At 55.8% G+C, this 17,633-nt stretch carries 19 protein-coding genes and 1 pseudogene; 2 read left to right on the forward strand and 18 right to left on the reverse strand.

Annotated elements, in window-relative coordinates; all coding sequences use genetic code 11:
* Positions 1-285, reverse strand: a pseudogene (locus DQX05_RS24840) (hypothetical protein); the annotation flags it as partial.
* 236 nt (positions 286-521) lie between these two features.
* Here DQX05_RS24840 and DQX05_RS24845 point away from each other — a divergent pair.
* A complete protein-coding gene (locus DQX05_RS24845; protein ID WP_119796038.1) occupies positions 522-1,523 on the forward strand; it encodes a ketoacyl-ACP synthase III in 1,002 nt (333 codons plus the stop codon).
* A 69-nt stretch (positions 1,524-1,592) separates the two neighbouring features.
* Here DQX05_RS24845 and DQX05_RS24850 read toward each other — a convergent pair whose 3' ends face one another.
* From DQX05_RS24850 to DQX05_RS24930, 17 genes are all read right to left on the reverse strand, one after another.
* Positions 1,593-2,564, reverse strand: a complete 972-nt coding sequence (locus tag DQX05_RS24850) for a DUF4340 domain-containing protein (RefSeq protein ID WP_119796039.1) — start codon at positions 2,562-2,564, stop codon at positions 1,593-1,595.
* Positions 2,561-3,943 carry a GldG family protein gene (locus DQX05_RS24855; protein WP_119796053.1) on the reverse strand — a complete coding sequence of 461 codons (1,383 nt, stop codon included), beginning with the start codon at positions 3,941-3,943 and terminating at the stop codon, positions 2,561-2,563. Before DQX05_RS24855 ends, DQX05_RS24850 begins: the two co-directional genes overlap by 4 nt.
* Before the next feature lie 7 nt (positions 3,944-3,950).
* On the reverse strand, positions 3,951-4,664 hold the full coding sequence (locus DQX05_RS24860) for an ABC transporter permease subunit (RefSeq protein ID WP_119796040.1): 714 nt from the start codon (positions 4,662-4,664) through the stop codon (positions 3,951-3,953).
* The gene (locus DQX05_RS24865) at positions 4,657-5,814 is read right to left on the reverse strand and encodes an ABC transporter ATP-binding protein (protein WP_119796041.1); all 1,158 of its coding nucleotides are present in this window, start codon (positions 5,812-5,814) and stop codon (positions 4,657-4,659) included. The genes DQX05_RS24860 and DQX05_RS24865 overlap by 8 nt, the downstream gene beginning before the upstream one ends.
* A 150-nt stretch (positions 5,815-5,964) precedes the next feature.
* Positions 5,965-7,506, reverse strand: a complete 1,542-nt coding sequence (locus DQX05_RS24870) for a glycosyltransferase family 4 protein (protein WP_259392213.1) — start codon at positions 7,504-7,506, stop codon at positions 5,965-5,967.
* A gap of 94 nt (positions 7,507-7,600) precedes the next feature.
* Positions 7,601-8,740, reverse strand: a complete 1,140-nt coding sequence (locus DQX05_RS24875) for a CgeB family protein (protein ID WP_182914890.1) — start codon at positions 8,738-8,740, stop codon at positions 7,601-7,603.
* Positions 8,741-8,959: 219 nt separating this feature from the next.
* A complete protein-coding gene (locus tag DQX05_RS24880) occupies positions 8,960-9,229 on the reverse strand; it encodes a hypothetical protein (RefSeq protein WP_259392214.1) in 270 nt (89 codons plus the stop codon).
* Between the two features lie 5 nt (positions 9,230-9,234).
* The gene (locus DQX05_RS24885) at positions 9,235-9,534 is read right to left on the reverse strand and encodes a hypothetical protein (protein ID WP_119796042.1); all 300 of its coding nucleotides are present in this window, start codon (positions 9,532-9,534) and stop codon (positions 9,235-9,237) included.
* Positions 9,535-9,553: 19 nt separating this feature from the next.
* On the reverse strand, positions 9,554-9,889 hold the full coding sequence (locus DQX05_RS24890) for an alpha-helical endospore appendage domain-containing protein (protein ID WP_119796043.1): 336 nt from the start codon (positions 9,887-9,889) through the stop codon (positions 9,554-9,556).
* Positions 9,890-9,909: 20 nt separating this feature from the next.
* The gene (locus DQX05_RS24895) at positions 9,910-10,197 is read right to left on the reverse strand and encodes a nucleoside-diphosphate sugar epimerase (RefSeq protein WP_119796044.1); all 288 of its coding nucleotides are present in this window, start codon (positions 10,195-10,197) and stop codon (positions 9,910-9,912) included.
* Between the two features lie 159 nt (positions 10,198-10,356).
* Positions 10,357-11,733: a glycosyltransferase family 2 protein gene (locus DQX05_RS24900; protein ID WP_119796045.1), complete on the reverse strand. Its 1,377-nt coding sequence runs from the start codon at positions 11,731-11,733 to the stop codon at positions 10,357-10,359.
* Between the two features lie 24 nt (positions 11,734-11,757).
* The gene (locus tag DQX05_RS24905; protein WP_259392215.1) at positions 11,758-12,801 is read right to left on the reverse strand and encodes a GT-D fold domain-containing glycosyltransferase; all 1,044 of its coding nucleotides are present in this window, start codon (positions 12,799-12,801) and stop codon (positions 11,758-11,760) included.
* Positions 12,802-12,877: 76 nt separating this feature from the next.
* Positions 12,878-13,870, reverse strand: coding sequence for a dTDP-glucose 4,6-dehydratase (rfbB, locus tag DQX05_RS24910; protein WP_119796046.1), 993 nt, complete (start codon positions 13,868-13,870; stop codon positions 12,878-12,880).
* A complete protein-coding gene (locus DQX05_RS24915) occupies positions 13,867-14,598 on the reverse strand; it encodes a sugar phosphate nucleotidyltransferase (RefSeq protein WP_119796047.1) in 732 nt (243 codons plus the stop codon). Before DQX05_RS24915 ends, rfbB begins: the two co-directional genes overlap by 4 nt.
* Positions 14,599-14,702: 104 nt before the next feature.
* The gene (locus DQX05_RS24920; protein ID WP_119796058.1) at positions 14,703-15,779 is read right to left on the reverse strand and encodes a glycosyltransferase family 2 protein; all 1,077 of its coding nucleotides are present in this window, start codon (positions 15,777-15,779) and stop codon (positions 14,703-14,705) included.
* Positions 15,780-15,906: 127 nt separating this feature from the next.
* Entirely contained in the window at positions 15,907-16,716 is an 810-nt protein-coding gene (locus DQX05_RS24925; protein ID WP_119796048.1) for a glycosyltransferase family 2 protein, read from the reverse strand.
* Between the two features lie 190 nt (positions 16,717-16,906).
* Positions 16,907-17,236, reverse strand: coding sequence for a WIAG-tail domain (locus DQX05_RS24930; RefSeq protein WP_119796049.1), 330 nt, complete (start codon positions 17,234-17,236; stop codon positions 16,907-16,909).
* Between the two features lie 45 nt (positions 17,237-17,281).
* On the opposite strand from DQX05_RS24930, the gene DQX05_RS24935 reads away from it, so the two are divergent.
* On the forward strand, positions 17,282-17,633 hold a 352-nt coding region (locus DQX05_RS24935), incomplete at its 3' end, for a hypothetical protein (protein ID WP_220483266.1).

A 17,633-nucleotide genomic window follows, 5' to 3' on the forward strand; every position in this document is an offset into this window, starting at 1 on the left:
GCGGGTACCTAGGCCCATGCCACGGGTACCGTCTACGCCGTAGCCGCGAGTACCGATGCCATCGACGCCATAGCCGCGTGTGCGGGTACCGTTATAATTGTTCGCGTTGGTATCCAAATTCGTGTTCATGCCGAGCGGATTGATTCCGTCCTGAGCGGTACGGGTACGCATGTTGTTTTTGGCGCCTCTCGTTGTCACGTTATCGGGATTCGTCGCGCAGCCCGTCAACCCCATGGACATGACCATTGCCGCTGCCAACGTGAGAAGGACCATCTTTTTAAGCATCGCTTTTCCTCCTTGTGTAGATGATTTCAATTGGATTATCACCACACTTAGCATGCGCCGAGGCCGGGATGTTATCCCGATAGGTTTTACCGCCCCTGCCACTCCTTTCTGTACTATGCAAATTTCCGCAGCCAGACAAGATCCTATCCTTACCGGCTGCAAATTTCGTTGACAAGGCGGCATCGGAGCATTATTATTTAGTACCAGGTACTAATATTAGCACCGGAGGGAAACCTATGCCAATAACACGTTTGCATACGAAAGCCCGCATTACCGCTTTTGGCTCCTTTGTCCCCGAGCGTCGATTGACCAATAACGATCTGGCCGCGATGGTGGACACGAATGATGAATGGATAGTTACCCGTACCGGAATGAAGGAACGCCGGATCGTGGATCCGGGCGTCTACGCCTCCGATCTGGCGGTGAAGGCGGCCAATGACTTGGCGGAGCGCCACGGAGTTGACTTGCGGCCGGTGGATGCGGTCTTGGTTGCCACATCCACTCCGGATGCTTTTTTCCCGAATACGGCGGCTCTTGTCCAGGCTCGGCTCGGGATGCATGATGCGTTGGCTCTCGATATTTCCAATGCCTGCGCAGGCTTCGTCAGCGGTCTTCAGCTAGGGATTGGCTTAATTGAGGCAGGCATGCATCAGCGCGTACTCGTGATCGGAACGGAAGTGCTGAGCCAGACCGTAGACTACACCGATCGCAGCACCTGCATATTGTTCGGCGATGGCGCCGGAGCGATGCTGCTTGAGGCGGATGATCGAAGAGACAGCTTTATGGCCTCTTTGTCGGCTACGACGGGGGATACGGAGGCGGTCTTGTACCGTCGCGCCACCGCCGACCGAATTGGAGATGTGGAACTCAGAGAGGATGGGAAATTGGTGCAGAACGGCCGCGTACTATATAAATGGGCGCTGCAGCAAATCCCTATCGGCGTGGGAAACATCCTGTCCCAGCTTCAATTGCATGCGGATGCGGTGGACTGGTTCATTCCGCACAGCGCCAACCTTCGAATGATCGAAGCGATTAGTGAGCGAAGCGGCATTCCCATGGAACGGACCTTAACGAGCGTCACCTATTATGGCAATACATCGGCAGCAAGCATTCCGCTGGCCATCTCCCTCGCCCTGGCGGCAGGGAAGCTGAAGCCTGGCGATACGACATTGCTGTACGGCTTCGGAGGCGGCTTCTCCCAAGCGGCGCTTCTGCTTCGTTGGCCTGAATTGCAATAAGTTCAATAAGAAGACACGGCTGCCCGTGAACGGCAGCCGTGTCTTCTTATTGAACTTCGGATTGGATTGTCATTCCTCCTGTGTGCCGTCATCCTGCCACGTCTGAATCGCTTCATTGAAGGATGGCTCATCAACCGGGTAAGCCCATGCGTCGCCTTCCGGCGTTATCCACATATGCTCCTCTTTCATGTAGCCGCCATATCGCTTCGTCACCGCTGTCTCTTCCCGCTGTGCCGGGTCAATTGCCTCTGGCTGCAGCGTAATCGTGAGCGACCACTCCTCCTTCGCCCCGGCTCCGGATACAGCCTGTTCCCGTTCCGGCTCGCGATCAATCATCAGGAAGCGGAAAGCATTGATAAGCGAGACCGCTTTTTCTTGCGTCACTTTGTTGCCGTTTAGGCTCCAATTCTCCGCTTCATCGCCTGAATTTTCCGCTGTTGGCTCCTTTTTCAGATCATAAGTTTGTCCTTCCCATGACCACTTGAATTCCCGAACTTCCTCCAGCGTGAACGTCAACGGTTCCTTCCGGGCAAAGTCAAAGGCAGAGCGCTTCAGGCCCGACAAGTCGGATTCAGACACTTGATAGACCGTCTTCCCGCCATCTGCCCGGGCATAGACCGTTCCGGGAACCGGGGTATTCTCTCCGACCTCAATCCGGCGGACATTCCCGCCTTCTTGAATGGAGTACACCGCAACAGGTTGATCAAGGCCGTACTTGGCCATATCCGCTGCTTCCTCTTCCACTACGGATTGTCCCGCCACCCCGGTAAACGTCGTGATCCAATCGGATACCGCATAAGAGCTTACCGGATAATCCTCGTTCCCCTGCACCTTCCATTCTTCCTTTACCTTCACCAGCTTCAACGGCCTGCCTTCGGTCTCCAATTCAATGGCGTCCACTTGTTCGGCTGCCGCCTTCACGAGGACTGGCGCGGCTTCCGCTTCCTTGTCCATATCGATAAAAAATTGATTCGACGATGCATACCAGTACAAAATGCAGAAGACAACAAGCAGCAGTGCGGCCGGCATCAGCTTCTTCATGACGCATGTCTCCTTCTCCACCACAGTCCCGCTCCAATGAGAAGCAGCATGGCCGGGAATCCGATGACGGTCACCCACAAAATCGTTTTTCCTTGAACCGGGGTTAAATACGCAAGCTGGTAGGCATCCTTCTCGCGCGGCCGGATTGTTACCTGATCCTGATTCTCCTCCAGCCAGTGGATGCTGTTCAACGCGAAGTCGCGATTGCCCTGGGTATAAATATAAGCATCCGCCATATAGCTGGAACCGCCGATTACGACAGCTTTCGGTTGCCCGTCCTTCGACTGGACGACCGCTCCGAGTGTCAACGGACCTGCAATATCCTTATCATCCCGTTCGCTGCCTTCTTGAACCAAGCGCGGGATATCCGTCTCTCCGTACGCTTGTTCGGTCGTGTGCAATATTTCTTGCGCTTCATACGTATCGTTCTCGCTAAGCTTCAGCGGAATGCTTAACGACAAGGTCATCATCATCCGGTATTGGATAAGCTTCTCTGTCATCTCATGCTCGTTATAATCCGGCATAATCGTGAACGGATCATACAGCAATCCTTCGGACGGCTCGACGGCGACCGAGTTCGTGCTTTCGACGCCGAGCGCCTTCAGCAGACCATCGATATTCGGCCACTCCGTGGCCATCTTTTCATTGAACCCGAGCGCAATGTACAGCTTTCCATTGCCTTCCACATACTTCTGCAGCAGTTCCGCTTCCTTATCGCTCAAATCCTGCTTCATCCCAATTAGCATAATGAGATCGGCATCCTCAGGAATGCTGCCCTTCTGCAGCAGGTTCAGATCCTCGAGCTCCACATTGTCTTCCTCCAAGCTTGTCCGGAGCACATTCATTTGCGCCAGCGGCAATTCCTGATGACCGCTAAGAACGTAAGCCACTGACTTTTTGTCTGAAGCCAGGCTTCGCAGCGCCTGTGTCATTTTTTCCTCGCCGCTGAACTGATACGAATATCCCTGCCCGGCTTGGAACATTTCAAATAAGCCAACCGTTTTCCGCTGGGTTCCCTGCTCGAATACAATCGAACTTGCCGTCAGCTTGTACTGCTCCGCCAGCGAAGGCTCCTTCAGCAGATCATACCGCTTGAATGAAATATTCCGGTTACGCTTCGCATATTCCTCCGCCATGTCGGCAACCTCGCGAACAAGCACTTCATCATCGTTCGGGGTCGTGAACAGCTTAATGGCGATCGGATTCTCGATGGAAGCGAGTGCCGATAACGTCTGCTCCGACAACGTGAAGGATTTGTTCTTCGTCACGTCCCACTGCCATCCCGAGAAGGATTGAAATATATAAGTAATCAGCACGAAAATACCTACTATTGCGGCAGAGATTATTGCCGCATTGCCACGACGCAGCCATGTTTTCATCTTCATGTTACCTCCACCGCTTTCTGTCCAACACTTGAATACTCAGCACGATAAACACAGCGGAGAGCGTTACAAAAAAGAGCACGTCCGCCCCGCTGATCACACCCTTCATGAATGACTCCAGACGAAGATTCATGGCAAATGGCGCAATCCAGCTTCCCCATTCCGGAGAGGTGGATGCGGGCATATCGAGCAGCCAGAAGGCAAGCAGGATGACCACGCCCGCGATTGCCGCCACCATCTGGTGCTGCGACAGACTGGACGCGAACAAGCCGACCGCGGCCATCGTTGCGCTTAACAGCAGCATCCCGAGTACCGAAGTAAGCAGAACCGGCCAATCCAGCGGGCCGAAGAACGACATGATAAGCGGGTACAGCAGACTGAGACACACCAGCAGCACCATCACGACAAGCGCCGCCGCATATTTGCCGATCACGATGTGGCTCAGCCGGGCCGGTGAGGTCAACAGCAGCTCATCCGTGCCTTGGCGGAACTCGTCCGCCAGCAGCCGCATCGTCAACATCGGAATGACGAAGACATACATGAACACTGCATTGCCCGAGACGAGCCGGAAATCAATGATACTGGGCTGGAACATCACGAAATTCAAATAAAACATCATGCTCGAAATAAGCATGTAGACGGCAAACGCTACATAAGAGGCCGGCGAGGTGAAATAAGCTTGCAGCTCCTTGCGAAAGATCGCCCGAAATCTACGCATCTTGCACCTCCTCCTCGGTCGTAAGCCGAATAAACACGTCCTCGAGGCTGGTCGTATCCCGCTTCATCTCGAGAATCGGGTAACCCGCCTTCGCAAGTGCGAAAAAAATAGACTCCCGCGCATCTGTCTGTTCTGCCGGAATGACCCGAAGTGCAACGATCGGAGTGCCGGCATCCGGCTGCGACGCTCCGGTCTGCTCTTCCCCTGCTACTATGCCGTCGTTCGCTTCATCCGCATCCGCATGTTCCGCCGCGATGCCGGATTCTGCCCCCGCCTCCGCAGCTGGGCTGCCGGAGCGTGCGCCGCCACGGGATTCAGTCTCTTCATCCTCAGTCTCTCTCTCCTGCTCCGTCCCGCTCCCGGGTACCGGCTCGGTGGCCTCAGCCAGAACATCGACAGACGCTACATCGGGAAGGGCGGTTAAAATAGAGATGATCTCGAACTCCTTTCCTTTCACTTCCAGCTGCAGCGAGGTGGTCTGCCCCATCACTAACCCAAGCCGATCCTGCCGTTCATCCAGCACAAGACGGCCCTGATGGATGATGAGGACCCGATTGCACAGCGTATTCACCTCAGGCAAAATATGAGTGCTGAGCAGAACGGTATGCTGCTCTCCCAATTCGCGTATCAGCTCGCGTATCTCAATAATCTGGTTCGGGTCAAGCCCGGATGTAGGTTCGTCCAGCACAAGCAGATCGGGCTTATGCATAATGGCTTGCGCCAAGCCCAGCCGCTGCTTGTACCCTTTGGACAGACTGCGAATCATCTGCTTTTCTCTTCCGCGAAGCCCCAGCTTGTCCAGCATTTCCGCGATGCGCTGCTTCTGCTCCCGTACAGGGACTCCTCGCAGATCGGCGATAAACGATAAATACGCCTTCACCGACATGTCAGGATAGAGGGGCGGCGTCTCGGGCAAGTAGCCGATCTTGCTTCTTGCCTGGGCGCCGTGCTCGGCCATCGTCAAGCCTCCAATCGAGATACTCCCGCGAGTCGGGTTCAAATACCCGGTAATCATGCGCATCGTCGTCGTCTTGCCTGCCCCGTTGGGCCCCAGGAAGCCGACTATCTCGCCCTGCTCGATGGCGAATTGAAGATCCTCCACGCCCCGGCGATCATCATACCATTTGCTGACGTTGTTCACTTCTAACATCGTAGACCTCCCGTTTCATTTGCGCTAACGGACGCACCGCCTGCCGGCGGCGCGCCGCAGTCTCTCTCCCGATCATAAGCGCCGATACCTAAAGCAAGATTAAACGGAAATGAAACGAAACTTAAAAAAATATGACTATTCTGTGAACGATCACCGTTTTTTTCGAAGACGCTTGCCTCGATGCATCCGGGAGCGATAGAGCCCCTTCCTCTTCCGCCTGCGGGCTCGCAACGCCCCCGGCCAATGGCGCCTGCGGCGGTGAAGTCGCCCGCCCCGCCGCACCCTCCGCCTGCCGCGCCGTTGCGGGTGGCGGAACAAGGGCAGCCGCAGTTGGTCGTCCGGTGAACCTGCGGGAGACATAACGCCGTACAGGATTTCGGCGGGTATTCGACGTGCCTGGGGCAGCAGTGATGCATATTCCAGCATGCCGGGAGCAACGCGGCGGTACGTGCCCCTATCCGATTCGGCGACGAACACATCGGGAGCATCCCCTTGGATGACTTGGTATTTGTGCCGATGGTGAAGAACCTGATTAATAAGCAGCTTTTTCAGCCGAGCACGGAACACGGCATGGCCAAATACCCGAACGGCGTTCGTCCCGTTGCGAATGCCCGCCCTTCTCCATACCGAAGGGCTGCGGGTCGCATCAACAACGGCCTGTGTCAGTCGCTCCTCGTTCCCGGTCTCTATCGAGTAAGCGGAGTTCCCCGTCGCCGCTAATATTTCCGCTAATCCGCCTGACGCGTAAGCAATGACCGCCTTGCCGAATATCATTCCTTCCAGCGCCGTTAACCCGAAGCCCTCCGGCAGCAAGCTGGGCACCACGACAATATCCATCGCCGGGTACACATGCTGCACCGACGTCTCGAAGCGAATGAACCGGAACCGATCGGCGTATGGAGAATTCGCAATCATCCCGAGACAAGCATCGTAGTAACCGTGATCCGTCGGCTCTCCGAGGATGACGAAGCGGGCGAACGGCCTCTGAACCGCCACTCGAAGCGCCATTCGGACAAAATGGTCCAGCCCTTTTTCGGGATAGAAGGCAGCCGCTATATATCCGATCAGCACATGTCCCGCCGCTATCCCCAATTCTTTTCTCTTGCTGCGGCGGAAGCGGGGCCAGGAGCGAGGCTGAAGCGCGTTCGGGTGCCAAGATGGAGGCAGCAGATAGAGCGGGGTGTCTCCCGCCGCAGGGCGGATCGGTTGAAGCGTCGTCTCCGATGTACCGATAATGCCATCGGCATGCGAGCCGATAAGCGCCGCGGCGAGGGAGGTGTGCGGAGTAGAGGCGATGGTCTCATTGATGACCCACAGGGTTGGAATTCCCAGCGAAGCGGCTGCGGCGGCCGGAAGCTGGTGGATCGCCGTATTCGTCAAGACGATGTCGGGTTGCATATGCCTCAGCAGGTCGACGATAGCCTCGAATTCGGGAGTCCGCTTCCAACGCTCCCATTCCTCCGGGAGATCGGCGTTCGGCCGGATGAGAGAGTACATCAGCGGGCAGGGCATAATCTCGCTTCGAATGCCGGCTGCCCGGGCCAGAGCCGATAATCGGCCTTCCTGAGGCACGATGATAATGCATTCATACCAGGTCCTTAACTCGTGAGCGAGAAAAAGAAGATGTTTCTCCGCCCCGGTAATAAAGTCTTGGTTGCACATATGCGAAAATAACATCATTGTCGGTTTCATTTGCGTGGCCCGTTCCTCGTAAGAGAGACGGAAGCCTTCACCTCCAGAAGCAATGGAATGGCATAGGATGGCACCGTCCTGCGATCGTGCCTTTCTACTCGAATATGGTAGCCAGCACCTGGTTCAAGCGGTGCGCATACGTATGTTCGCGCATCGTCCGGGCCAAAGCGCGGAGGGCGATCTCCCGCCGTTCTTGTTCATGGCTTAAATAGTAGTCGATCTTGGCCAGCATCTCTTCCGGGGAAGAATAGGTCTCTATTTCCGCGCCGGGGGTATAGAATTGGGAGATATCCGATCGCACGTCCGTCAGCTGCAGCGTTCCGCAGGCACAGATTTCGAAAGTCCGCGGGTTCGGGGAATGGGCCGGAATATTGATCCGGTTCTGGTTGCTCGACTCGTCGTCATGACCGCGGTGCAAATTAATGACAATCTTGCTGCCGTTGTACACCTCCGACGTCGCGTACGGGTCCATCCAGCGGTTCAATTCGATCTGATGGGCGTATTGAGGAAATTGAGACAGCCGTTCCCACCATAAGCCGGTCAGAACCAAGCCTCGCTTCATCAGTTCGGGCAGAATCGGCTCGATCATCCGAATCCGGTTCCAATAGGCGGATCCGATGAAGCTGATCTCCCTTCGTACCTTAGCGGGGCTGCGAAGAGGCCGGAAATGGCCATGATAGACGCCAAACGGCAAAAAGTGCACGTTCGCCCCAAGCGAACGGTAATACTCGACGCTGTTCGCTTCCAGAGTGAAAACATAGTCATAATGCGTCACTATAGAGCTCATCATATCGGTATAATAGGGATCATCCGTAATCCATAGGGCGGTTCGGATCCCAAGCGCCCGCACCGCATCGACTTGCTCCACCGGAAGATCCATGCCGTCCAGGGCAAAAACCAAATCGGGCCGCTGTTGGCCTGCCACGGCGGCAACGCCATCCCGCGGCCCGCAAACCGACACTTGGCTGACCAGTTCCTGCCATGTGTTGCGCATGCCTTCATCCAGCGGGGCATAAGGATACCCTTTGCCCGTTGTCACATAGCAGACATGGAGCGGCCGCATCGGTATCGGCTCCCTCGGCGTCTTCATAATGACATCCGCCCGTCCGCGCAGATAGCCATCCTGGAATCCATCATTGAACCCTGCGATGCGTCCTTGATGACGGGCGTTGTATCGAAATTGCTGATTCATATGAATTCGGGCTTGCGGCCTGCGTGAGCGTGATGTACGCATGGGATCGCTCCTTTTTGACATTCATTTCTATGTGGCATGCTGCGATCCGGCATACGCGGCCTCGCAAATGCTGCATCGGTAGTCTATCATCCATTCATCATATGCCGCTCCGTCAAGTGCATCATGGACGGTTATCCATCCATGGTCAAAAAGGGCTTCCGGACAAATAAAAACAGCCAGCGGCCGCCGTGTGCGGCAAGCATCTGACTGTTCATAAGCCTATCCGGTATGTTCGGAATATGTCAACTGGTGGCCGTCCTCGAAGCCTTTGGCGAAGCCGACATTGTACCCTGCTTGATAAGATCCGTCATAGCCCTTCTTATAGGATTGAGAAGAGCCTCTCCTCCTCCGGCGGACGATTCGCAGCCCCCTTCTCCGCAGGTTGTGGGAGCGGCCGGATAGACGCCGGCGAGATCCTTTGCGGGCGCGAACGGGGCCGCTGCGTACGGTCTTGCGCCCCAGTCTTCGTGTGTGTGAACGCTTTTTCAATAGATTCACCCTCCTGTACTCCTCGGGTCAAGTACGGCTCTGTCGAAATAAGCTGGATTGAACCAGGGCGTTGCAGGAGTTCCAGTTGTCTTGTGACGGGAACGCCAGCCAGTGATCATGCCGCATAGCGCCAGCTGGTAGTTCGACAGCAGCCGGATATCCTCTTTGATTCCTTTGACGGAGCCTTCCGCATGCTCCGTCACATCCGCAAGGTGCTCCAACATCCGGGCCAGGGCAGACTGGCTGCGGACGATGGCCTGGATCATTTCAAGCTTGGCTTCATCCTCCTGCGATCTGTGCATCATGACCATTTATCTCCTCAAATCACATTGAATCAAAATCTCCGCTGAAAGAGTCGCCTCCTACCCCGTCTCCCATCGACTCCGATTCTCCCCGGTTAAGGACGATCTTCATGTTCCGGGCGAGACTGAGCTGGATTTTGGTCAATCCGTCAAGGACCTCAACAATTTGATCATGAATTTCCAACGGATCGCTGATTTGCTCTTTATGATTGACAAAAGCGGTCTCTGTCAAATGATTCAGCATCCAATTTCGCGTTTTTTCTGCTTCCACCGCTTTGGCTTCCAAAATCATGGCGACATTCCACTGCATCTTGGCTATCGCATCCAATATAAGATGATAGGAGTGCTCTCTGCTCAACCGGTCTCCCCCCTATCGATTCATTCTTCGCTAACGTCGTTCAATTCATTGATAACATGTTCAAGCTGCTCTGCCAACGCCTCTTCCAACTCCGCGATACCGTTCAGGTACGCGACGATATTTTTTGTTAATGCAGCGGATTGCGCCTTCAGTCCGCTCAAGCCGGCAAAATCGGGATTAACGTCGGGCAGGCCGTGAATAAGCTGTGCCATCCGAACCGCAACCTGACGTTCCGCGTCCAGAACACGTGCCATATGCTGATGCGTATGGGACATGTGAACAATAATTTCGTCCACGACCTTATGCATGGTTCTTCCTCCCCGGCAAAATAACGGATCACACAGGTGTTAGCTCCGCTTCCTTGTCTTAACATATGCGGGCCATAGGCAAGTGTATACGGGCCATCCGCCCAAAACTGCCCACAACCGCCGCCTTTTCTGAAGCCCAGCCTCATCGGCAGTCACAGCTTACAAGTGAAAGGAGGTAATAACCGGCGCCGGAATGATCGGAAGCCCCTCTTTCAATTCGTCTCTCTCTTTATCCGTTCGCGGCTGCACCCGGTTCTCCAGCTGCCATCTGCGGAGGGCATGCTCGCTAATAATTTCGCGGTATTTCTCTCCTTGACGCTGGTACCATTTTCCTGCTTCGGTCGTGAATACGGCCCCATCTGCGATCTCCCCGTTCGGTTCGGATTGGCGCTGCCATTTGTCATAGGCATCCCCTGCATCCATGGCCGGTCCTGTCGGCCAGCCCCGCAGATCGATTTGCGAGACGGTTACGATCGGGACGCCGAAATGGCCGACAAGCGGATATTTCGTGCCGTGCTCGACCCAGTAGACCGTATCGGTCAATCCGGTGACCGCAACATGCGTCGGGTAGAAATCATGGCATCGGGTAAGTCCCGAACCCCCGCTCGCTTCCCTCGCGCGCTGCACCAAGTTGAATGAATTTCCCCATTTGTCACGGAAAAATGCCGCGTTTTTGTCATTGATAATCTCAAACTGGTCCCCGAGCTCCCTCATCGTTATGCTGCCGTAATGATGGATGAACGTATCCCGCGCAATCACGAGCTTGCGTCCGTTAAGGCGAACACGAAGCACATAATCTTCATCTTCGAAATTGCCGATCTCGAAGCCTTCGTCGAGATAGCCGGTCGTCTCGAACAGTTCCCGGCGGAATACGAGGCAAAACCCGACGATCCGATCCGTTCCTTGCCATTTTCCCGCATTCGGCACATTATATGTCGCTGCGAACGAATACATATCCTCAATGCTTTGATAAGGAACTTCAATCAGTTGTTCTCCACTGATGAAATTCGTCACCGGCCCGACCATTCCGATTTTGTCATCGCTCTGGAGGCAGTTAAGAAGATTATTGAGCCAGTTCGGAGTTACGAGAATATCGTTGTTCAATATGCAGATCGTCTGTCCCTTCGCCATCATCAGCCCCGTATTAACCGCTCCAGCGAAGCCGCGGTTATGCTCATGGATATGGAAGCGAAGCTTCCCGGTATTCCGGTGAAGATAGGCAGCGGTGCCATCTGTCGAGGCGTTGTCGACGACGATGATTTCATGGGAGATTGGTGTATGGTCCTCGATGCTGGCAATACACTGCTCTAACAGGTCGGCCTTGTTATACGTTGGGATGATGATGCTCGTGCCGTCGAAGGGAACTCCGTATTGGGCCTGCCCGACACGTAACCCTTCCGCATAGCCGCGGGCATATCCTCGATCGTATCGTTGTTGTCTGCTCCGTCCGGATGCAGCCCGCATGGAAGATGCGGGGACGCGCCGCTTGCCTGCGTGCACACGGCGAATGTCACGGCGGGAACGCACTGGTGGCATCTCGGCGCACCTCCTTCATTTGAGTTAAGATATTTGAATATTGCCTTCTACTATGAGATTCGCCAAATGTCCAAAATCAATGGCGACCTTGCAGAACTGTTCGGCAAGGCGCTGAACCAGGATGACGGCAGGAATGCCTGCAGCGACAACAGCCAAATCATAATCATGCTCGGCGGCTTCCTCGAGAACGCCAGGAATGTCATGAATGCCTTTAACCGGGGAGATTGCACCAGCGATAACAGCTCCTTTGTCTGCAAGAACCGCGGCAAGGGAATGGGCCGTATTGCCGATGACGAGCACGCGCCTGCCTTGGATCAGCCGAGTCAAATAACCTTCCTCGGCCAACAAGTAATTAATGGTAGATAAAGTAAACCGGCGTGGCGCGATTTGGATGCCGTACGCTTGAAAAACGGGGAACAGCAGCCCCTGGAAGTTCGGTTCCGGGGCAACTGGCACGCCGATAATCGAAGCTTTGCGCACGGCCTCCGCCAGTTGATCACGATGGGCGTAATCCGGAATACTCATGCCCGAATATTCGAGGAATGTGCCCTCCCTCCGCACTAATTCCGCGCTAAGCACGGTATCATGCGCCAATGCCAGCAGTTCGCCGTCTCCCAGCCGCACGAGCGAGCACGGAGCGCGCTCCTGCAGTGCCTTCTCCAGCTCCTGGAACACTTCCTCCACTCCCATCAGCGGCTTCAGCAAATGGCGGACCTGCTCCACTCCCAAAGAGATAACGTGCTCCACCGAGATATCCGGAAGCAGGGTCATGTCAGGAAGGAACCGGGCCAGGATGCGTTCCCCGCCCTCATACTTTCCTTTGCGGAACCCGTCCTCATAACTGAGCCGCCGTTCGGTATCCACGTCAGGCGGCGTCTCCTGCGTCGTGCCGGCAGCAGGCTCAGCAGCAGGCCTACGATTGCGCTTAATCTGCCGTACCGGCCGCTCCCCGGGCGGCTGCCGCCTGCGGTACAGATGTGCTGCTCTGCGGGACAGGCGTCCCTTACGGCTAGCCCGCAGCATCCTTACACGAGAAATGCGCCGGCGGCGAACCGTAATTTTTGCCATTCATGTCTCCTCCCTTCCTGGCTTCATCTGTATGGCGAAAGGACAGCGCGCCGGCTTCGGTATAGAAATCAGACAACTATCTTCCGTTCAAATACGCTCCGGACAGGACACGTTCCCACCATGAGCGGTTGTTCACATACCAAGATATTGTCTCCTTCATCCCTTCGGCCAAGCTTACGCTCGGAGTCCATCCGAGCTCGCGTTCGGTCTTGGCAGGATCAATCGCATAACGCAGATCATGACCCGGGCGATCGGAGACGAAGGCAATCAGCGATTCTGGCTTCCCTAGCTCGTTCAGCACCATTCGGACAACCTCCAGATTCGTGCGCTCCTGGTGGCCGCCGATATTATAGACCTCGCCCGGCTGCCCATGCCGCAGCGCTGCGTCAATGGCTGCGCAATGATCGTTGACGAAGAGCCAGTCACGCACATGGGAGCCGTCCCCATACACGGGAATCGGCCGATCCCGGATCGCTTGCGTAATAATGGTAGGGATAAGCTTCTCCGGAAATTGGCGCGGACCGTAATTGTTCGAGCAGCGGGTAATAATGACTGGCATGTCATACGTGCGGGCATAGGAGCGTGCCAGCATATCCGATCCGGCCTTGCTGGCGGAATAGGGGCTGTTCGGCATGAGCGGGGATTCTTCGGAGAAAAATCCGGTTGATCCAAGCGTTCCGTACACTTCGTCGGTCGACACGTGAATAAAGCGGGGAATGCTGTGGCGGCGTGCCGATTCCAGCAATCGGAACGTGCCTAGCACATTCGTGCGGACGAATGACTCCGGATCGGCAATGCTGCGATCAACATGGGATTCGGCGGCAAAGTGCACGATCGCATCGAATGCTCCCTCCGCCATAACCTGTTCCACAGCCGCCGCATCCGTAATATCGGCCCGTACGAATCGATAGGCTTCGCTATCGGCAATATGCTGCAAATTATCCGGATTGCCTGCATAAGTGAGCACATCCAGGTTCGTAATGTGCATTTCCGGGCGACGGGCCAGCATATAAAGAATGAAATTACTGCCGATGAACCCCATGCCTCCGGTTACGAGAAGCCGGTTCATAACTCGACCTCCTTCAACTCTTGAGCCGCTTCATGCAGCGACTCGAACGTGCCCGCATCCGTCCACCACGATCGAAGCACATCATAGTGCAGCTTGCCTGCGGCAGCGTACCGGTTGTTGACATCCGTAATCTCCAATTCCCCGCGCTTGGATGGTGCAATCGCCTCAATATGCTGAAAGACATCGGTATCATACATGTAAATGCCCGTGACGCAATACGATGATGGCGGATGCTCCGGCTTCTCTTCAATGCGGACGATCCGCTTCGGATTGGCGCTGTCGAAGACAGGCACTCCGTATCGCTCCGGGTCGGACACTTCACGCAGCAGAACGCGTGCCTCGCCAGGCCTCTGATCGCCGAATGCCGCTGCATACGAGGCCAGATCGTCCCGGAATAAATTATCGCCGAGCAGTACGACGAATTTCTCTCCTGGAGCAATATACGGCTTCGCCAGCGAGAGTGCTTGGGCGATGCCCCCAGCTTCCTCCTGGATGGCAAAGGTCAAATGAACGCCATAAGACCGCCCGCTCCCATAGTACTCTGTAAATAAGGATGCTGACATTTTCCCGATAACCATAATAATCTCCGTAATGCCCGCCGCACGAAGGCGTTCGATGCCATAGCTGGCCATAGGATGCCTGCCAACAGGCAGCAGATGCTTATTCATGAGCTTCGTCAATGGATATAGACGGGTGCCTGTACCTCCCGCCAAAATAATTCCTTTCATTCGATTCCCTCCTAAGAGTATGTTGGGGAAACCGCCACTCTGTAACGGTACGGGGCTTTCACGAATACGCTTCATATGCGCACCTGCCGGGCGGAGGAGACAAATCATCCCCGGTTCCTCCTCTCGGCAATCTGCTCGCGTTGGTGCTTCTCGCTGAAGAATGACGCATTTTCCTCCCATAAGGAGTGAAATGCCTCCACATGATCCCCGATGATAAGCTCGGCCACCGGATTCGATGCGCCTACATTCGTGCGGCGTATCCGATTCCTTCCGATAACGTCGACCGCATGCACCGCTTCCGTGCGCAAGCCCCGGGACAAGGCAAGCGTCTGGAATTTGGGAGGAACGATTAAATTCTGCACGCCAACGGTATCCAGCGCGCGGCGAGTAATGGCATGAGGGACAGCGGTCAGCGAATTGGCATGCAAATCGGCGCGGCCCAGGCTCCGGTTCAGCCACTCTTTGCAGTGTGTAATTCCATCCCGCTTGAAGAAAGGTCCCAGGAACGGACTGATGTCGTTAAGAGCCACATCGACCCCATTGTCGCATGCCCATATAAAAGCGCCGAGCTCTTCCGCAGCAATCGGGATATCGGCATCCGCGAATAACAGAATCTCCGCTTGAGACAGACTCGCCCCGATAGCGCGGCCAACGTCATGGCCAAGCGCTTCCGGGTAGTGAACGATGCTGGCGTCCTCCGAAGCTTCCAGCACCGCCTGCAAGCTGCCGTCCGAGGAGCCGTTCACCACGACGATGGTGTGCGACAACGGCAAGCGACCGAGCTCCTTCAACACTCCTGCGATGCTGTCTTCTTCATTTTGGGCGCACACGATTGCATCGATCGGCCTAGTGGTCGGAATCAGTACGGCTTCCCTCCCGTTCTGGTACCTTCCTGTCGTAAATCCGGCTCTGTACGCTCTCGCCAACTCCCTGACTTCCGAGTAGGATAAGGGTTCCAGCCGGTATGGCGCGAGGAACTCGGTGAACCGGCTTTGCATGAAGCGGACGATGTCCTTGCACGTATCCTGCCCGCCCAATGCGGCATATTCGTCGCCGTGCCGCCTTCCCGCATCCTGCGCCGCATGGCGCCACGCTCCGCTTGCCTGCGGCACAGATAGCGGAGGCTTCCAATGCGGAAGCTGCTTATGTCCGCGTTGCCGGAGCCGGCTGCGTCTGATCATGCGGCCAGCCTGCATGCGACGGTAGCCCTTTCTTCGTCCCCGGCTCGATTGGCGTCGACGCGGTGAACGGCGCAGACCCCGGATAACCTTCCTTGTTCTGCGGAAGGATCGCTTCCTTCTCATGGCATCATGTCACCCGCTCCCGTTGTCTGGTCAAATCCGAATGGCCACCGCGAGGGCCCCGCTGTTCCATCAACCAGCGAATCGCCTGCATATGATCTTGACATATCAGCGGCTCCAACGGATCCTCGCGCAGCCCCCGCACTCGTCTCCGATTTATGCGGCCGACGTCAATCGTATGCACTCCCCGGATATTCAGCCCATATACGACGGCCATCGTATGCGCAAGCGGCGGGACGGATACCGCGTCGCTACCGATCAGTTCAAGCGCCCGACGGCTTAATGCATGCGGAACAGCAGTCATAGAAGCTCCCCCCAGATCCTGCCGGGACAGCATGGCATTTAAGGCGTGCTTTGCCAATACAACTCCATGTACATCATGCTTCCGGACGGGTCCCTGATAATTATTGAGAGCGACATCGACGCCATTGTTCACCGCATGGACGAACGGGCGCAAGTCCGCTGCAGGCAGCACGATATCGCCGTCGATGAACAGCAGAATTCGTCCTGCCGCAGCTTCGGCTCCAACAGATCTCCCCTTATCGTGACCAAGCGGGATCGCATAACGAAGAACCCGTGCTCCCATCTTTTCTGCGATGCGGTCTGAACCGTCCGTCGTGCCGTTCGCTACGACGATGACCTCTGAGGCGGGATGCACCTGTGCCGCCCGCTCAATGACACGGGCCAGTGTTCGCCGTTCATTCAAAACCGGGATAATGACCGACACAAAGGGATCGGCAGAACTATGAATTCGATGTCGCCGTACCTGCCGGCGGGGACGCGTTCGCGCAGAACGAAATCTTTTGGAATGAGCCATTGCACGTATCCCTCCCGGGCAAATTGCACATGTATTTACATCCCATTGTATGAGGCATAGTCCAGAGTGTAACGGCACATGTGCACATTCGGCCCGCTTCCTCCCCTAACCCGGCGGATCGCTAGGATGTCAAAAAGCCGCCAGTTGGCATCTGGCGGCTGTCTTGCTTCACCGGCGGATCGGCCGCAAGCTAGCCGATCGCAATCCAGGATACGCAGCCGAACGGCTGTGACTGTGGATCTCTACGGTGTATTTCCAAAACGGCGCTGTGCGTTGCTTGCGATTTGAGCACCGCATGGCATTCCGGGTGGTTGGTCATAGCGACAAGCACATATTGATTATTGGGGAACGGCTCATCGAAGGCAATGCGGACGTCTACCCGGTCTGTCTCCCCCTGAAGCAGAAATGCGCTCATCCCGAATTGCTGCAATGCTCCGGCGCGCGGCATCGCAGTGCGCACGGGAACGAAGGAACAGGACTCCGGTGTAACCGTTCCGGGCTGGAGCACGATCGAATTCAAGATTCCCTCTTCCAAGTGCTCAGTCCGGATGCTCCCCGCTGCGATATGTTGGCCGGTTACCTCGCCTTTACCGATATGACGGCTCGTGACTTCTCCTGCTCCGATATGATGGCCGGCTACTTCTCCTTCGCCGATATGGCGGCCCGTGACTTCTCCTGCCCCAATATGATGGCCTACTACTTCTCCTTCGCCGATGTGGCGGCCTGTTACTTCTCCTGCCCCAATATGTTGGCGGGTTACCTCGCCTTCACCGATATGGCGGCCCGTGACTTCTCCTGCTCCGATATGATGGCCGGCTACTTCTCCTTCGCCGATATGGCGGCCCGTGACTTCTCCTGCCCCAATATGATGGCCTACTACTTCTCCTTCGCCGATGTGGCGGCCTGTTACTTCTCCT

Origin of the sequence: Paenibacillus thiaminolyticus, from assembly GCF_003591545.1 — a bacterium.
Lineage (GTDB): Bacteria > Bacillota > Bacilli > Paenibacillales > Paenibacillaceae > Paenibacillus_B > Paenibacillus_B thiaminolyticus_A.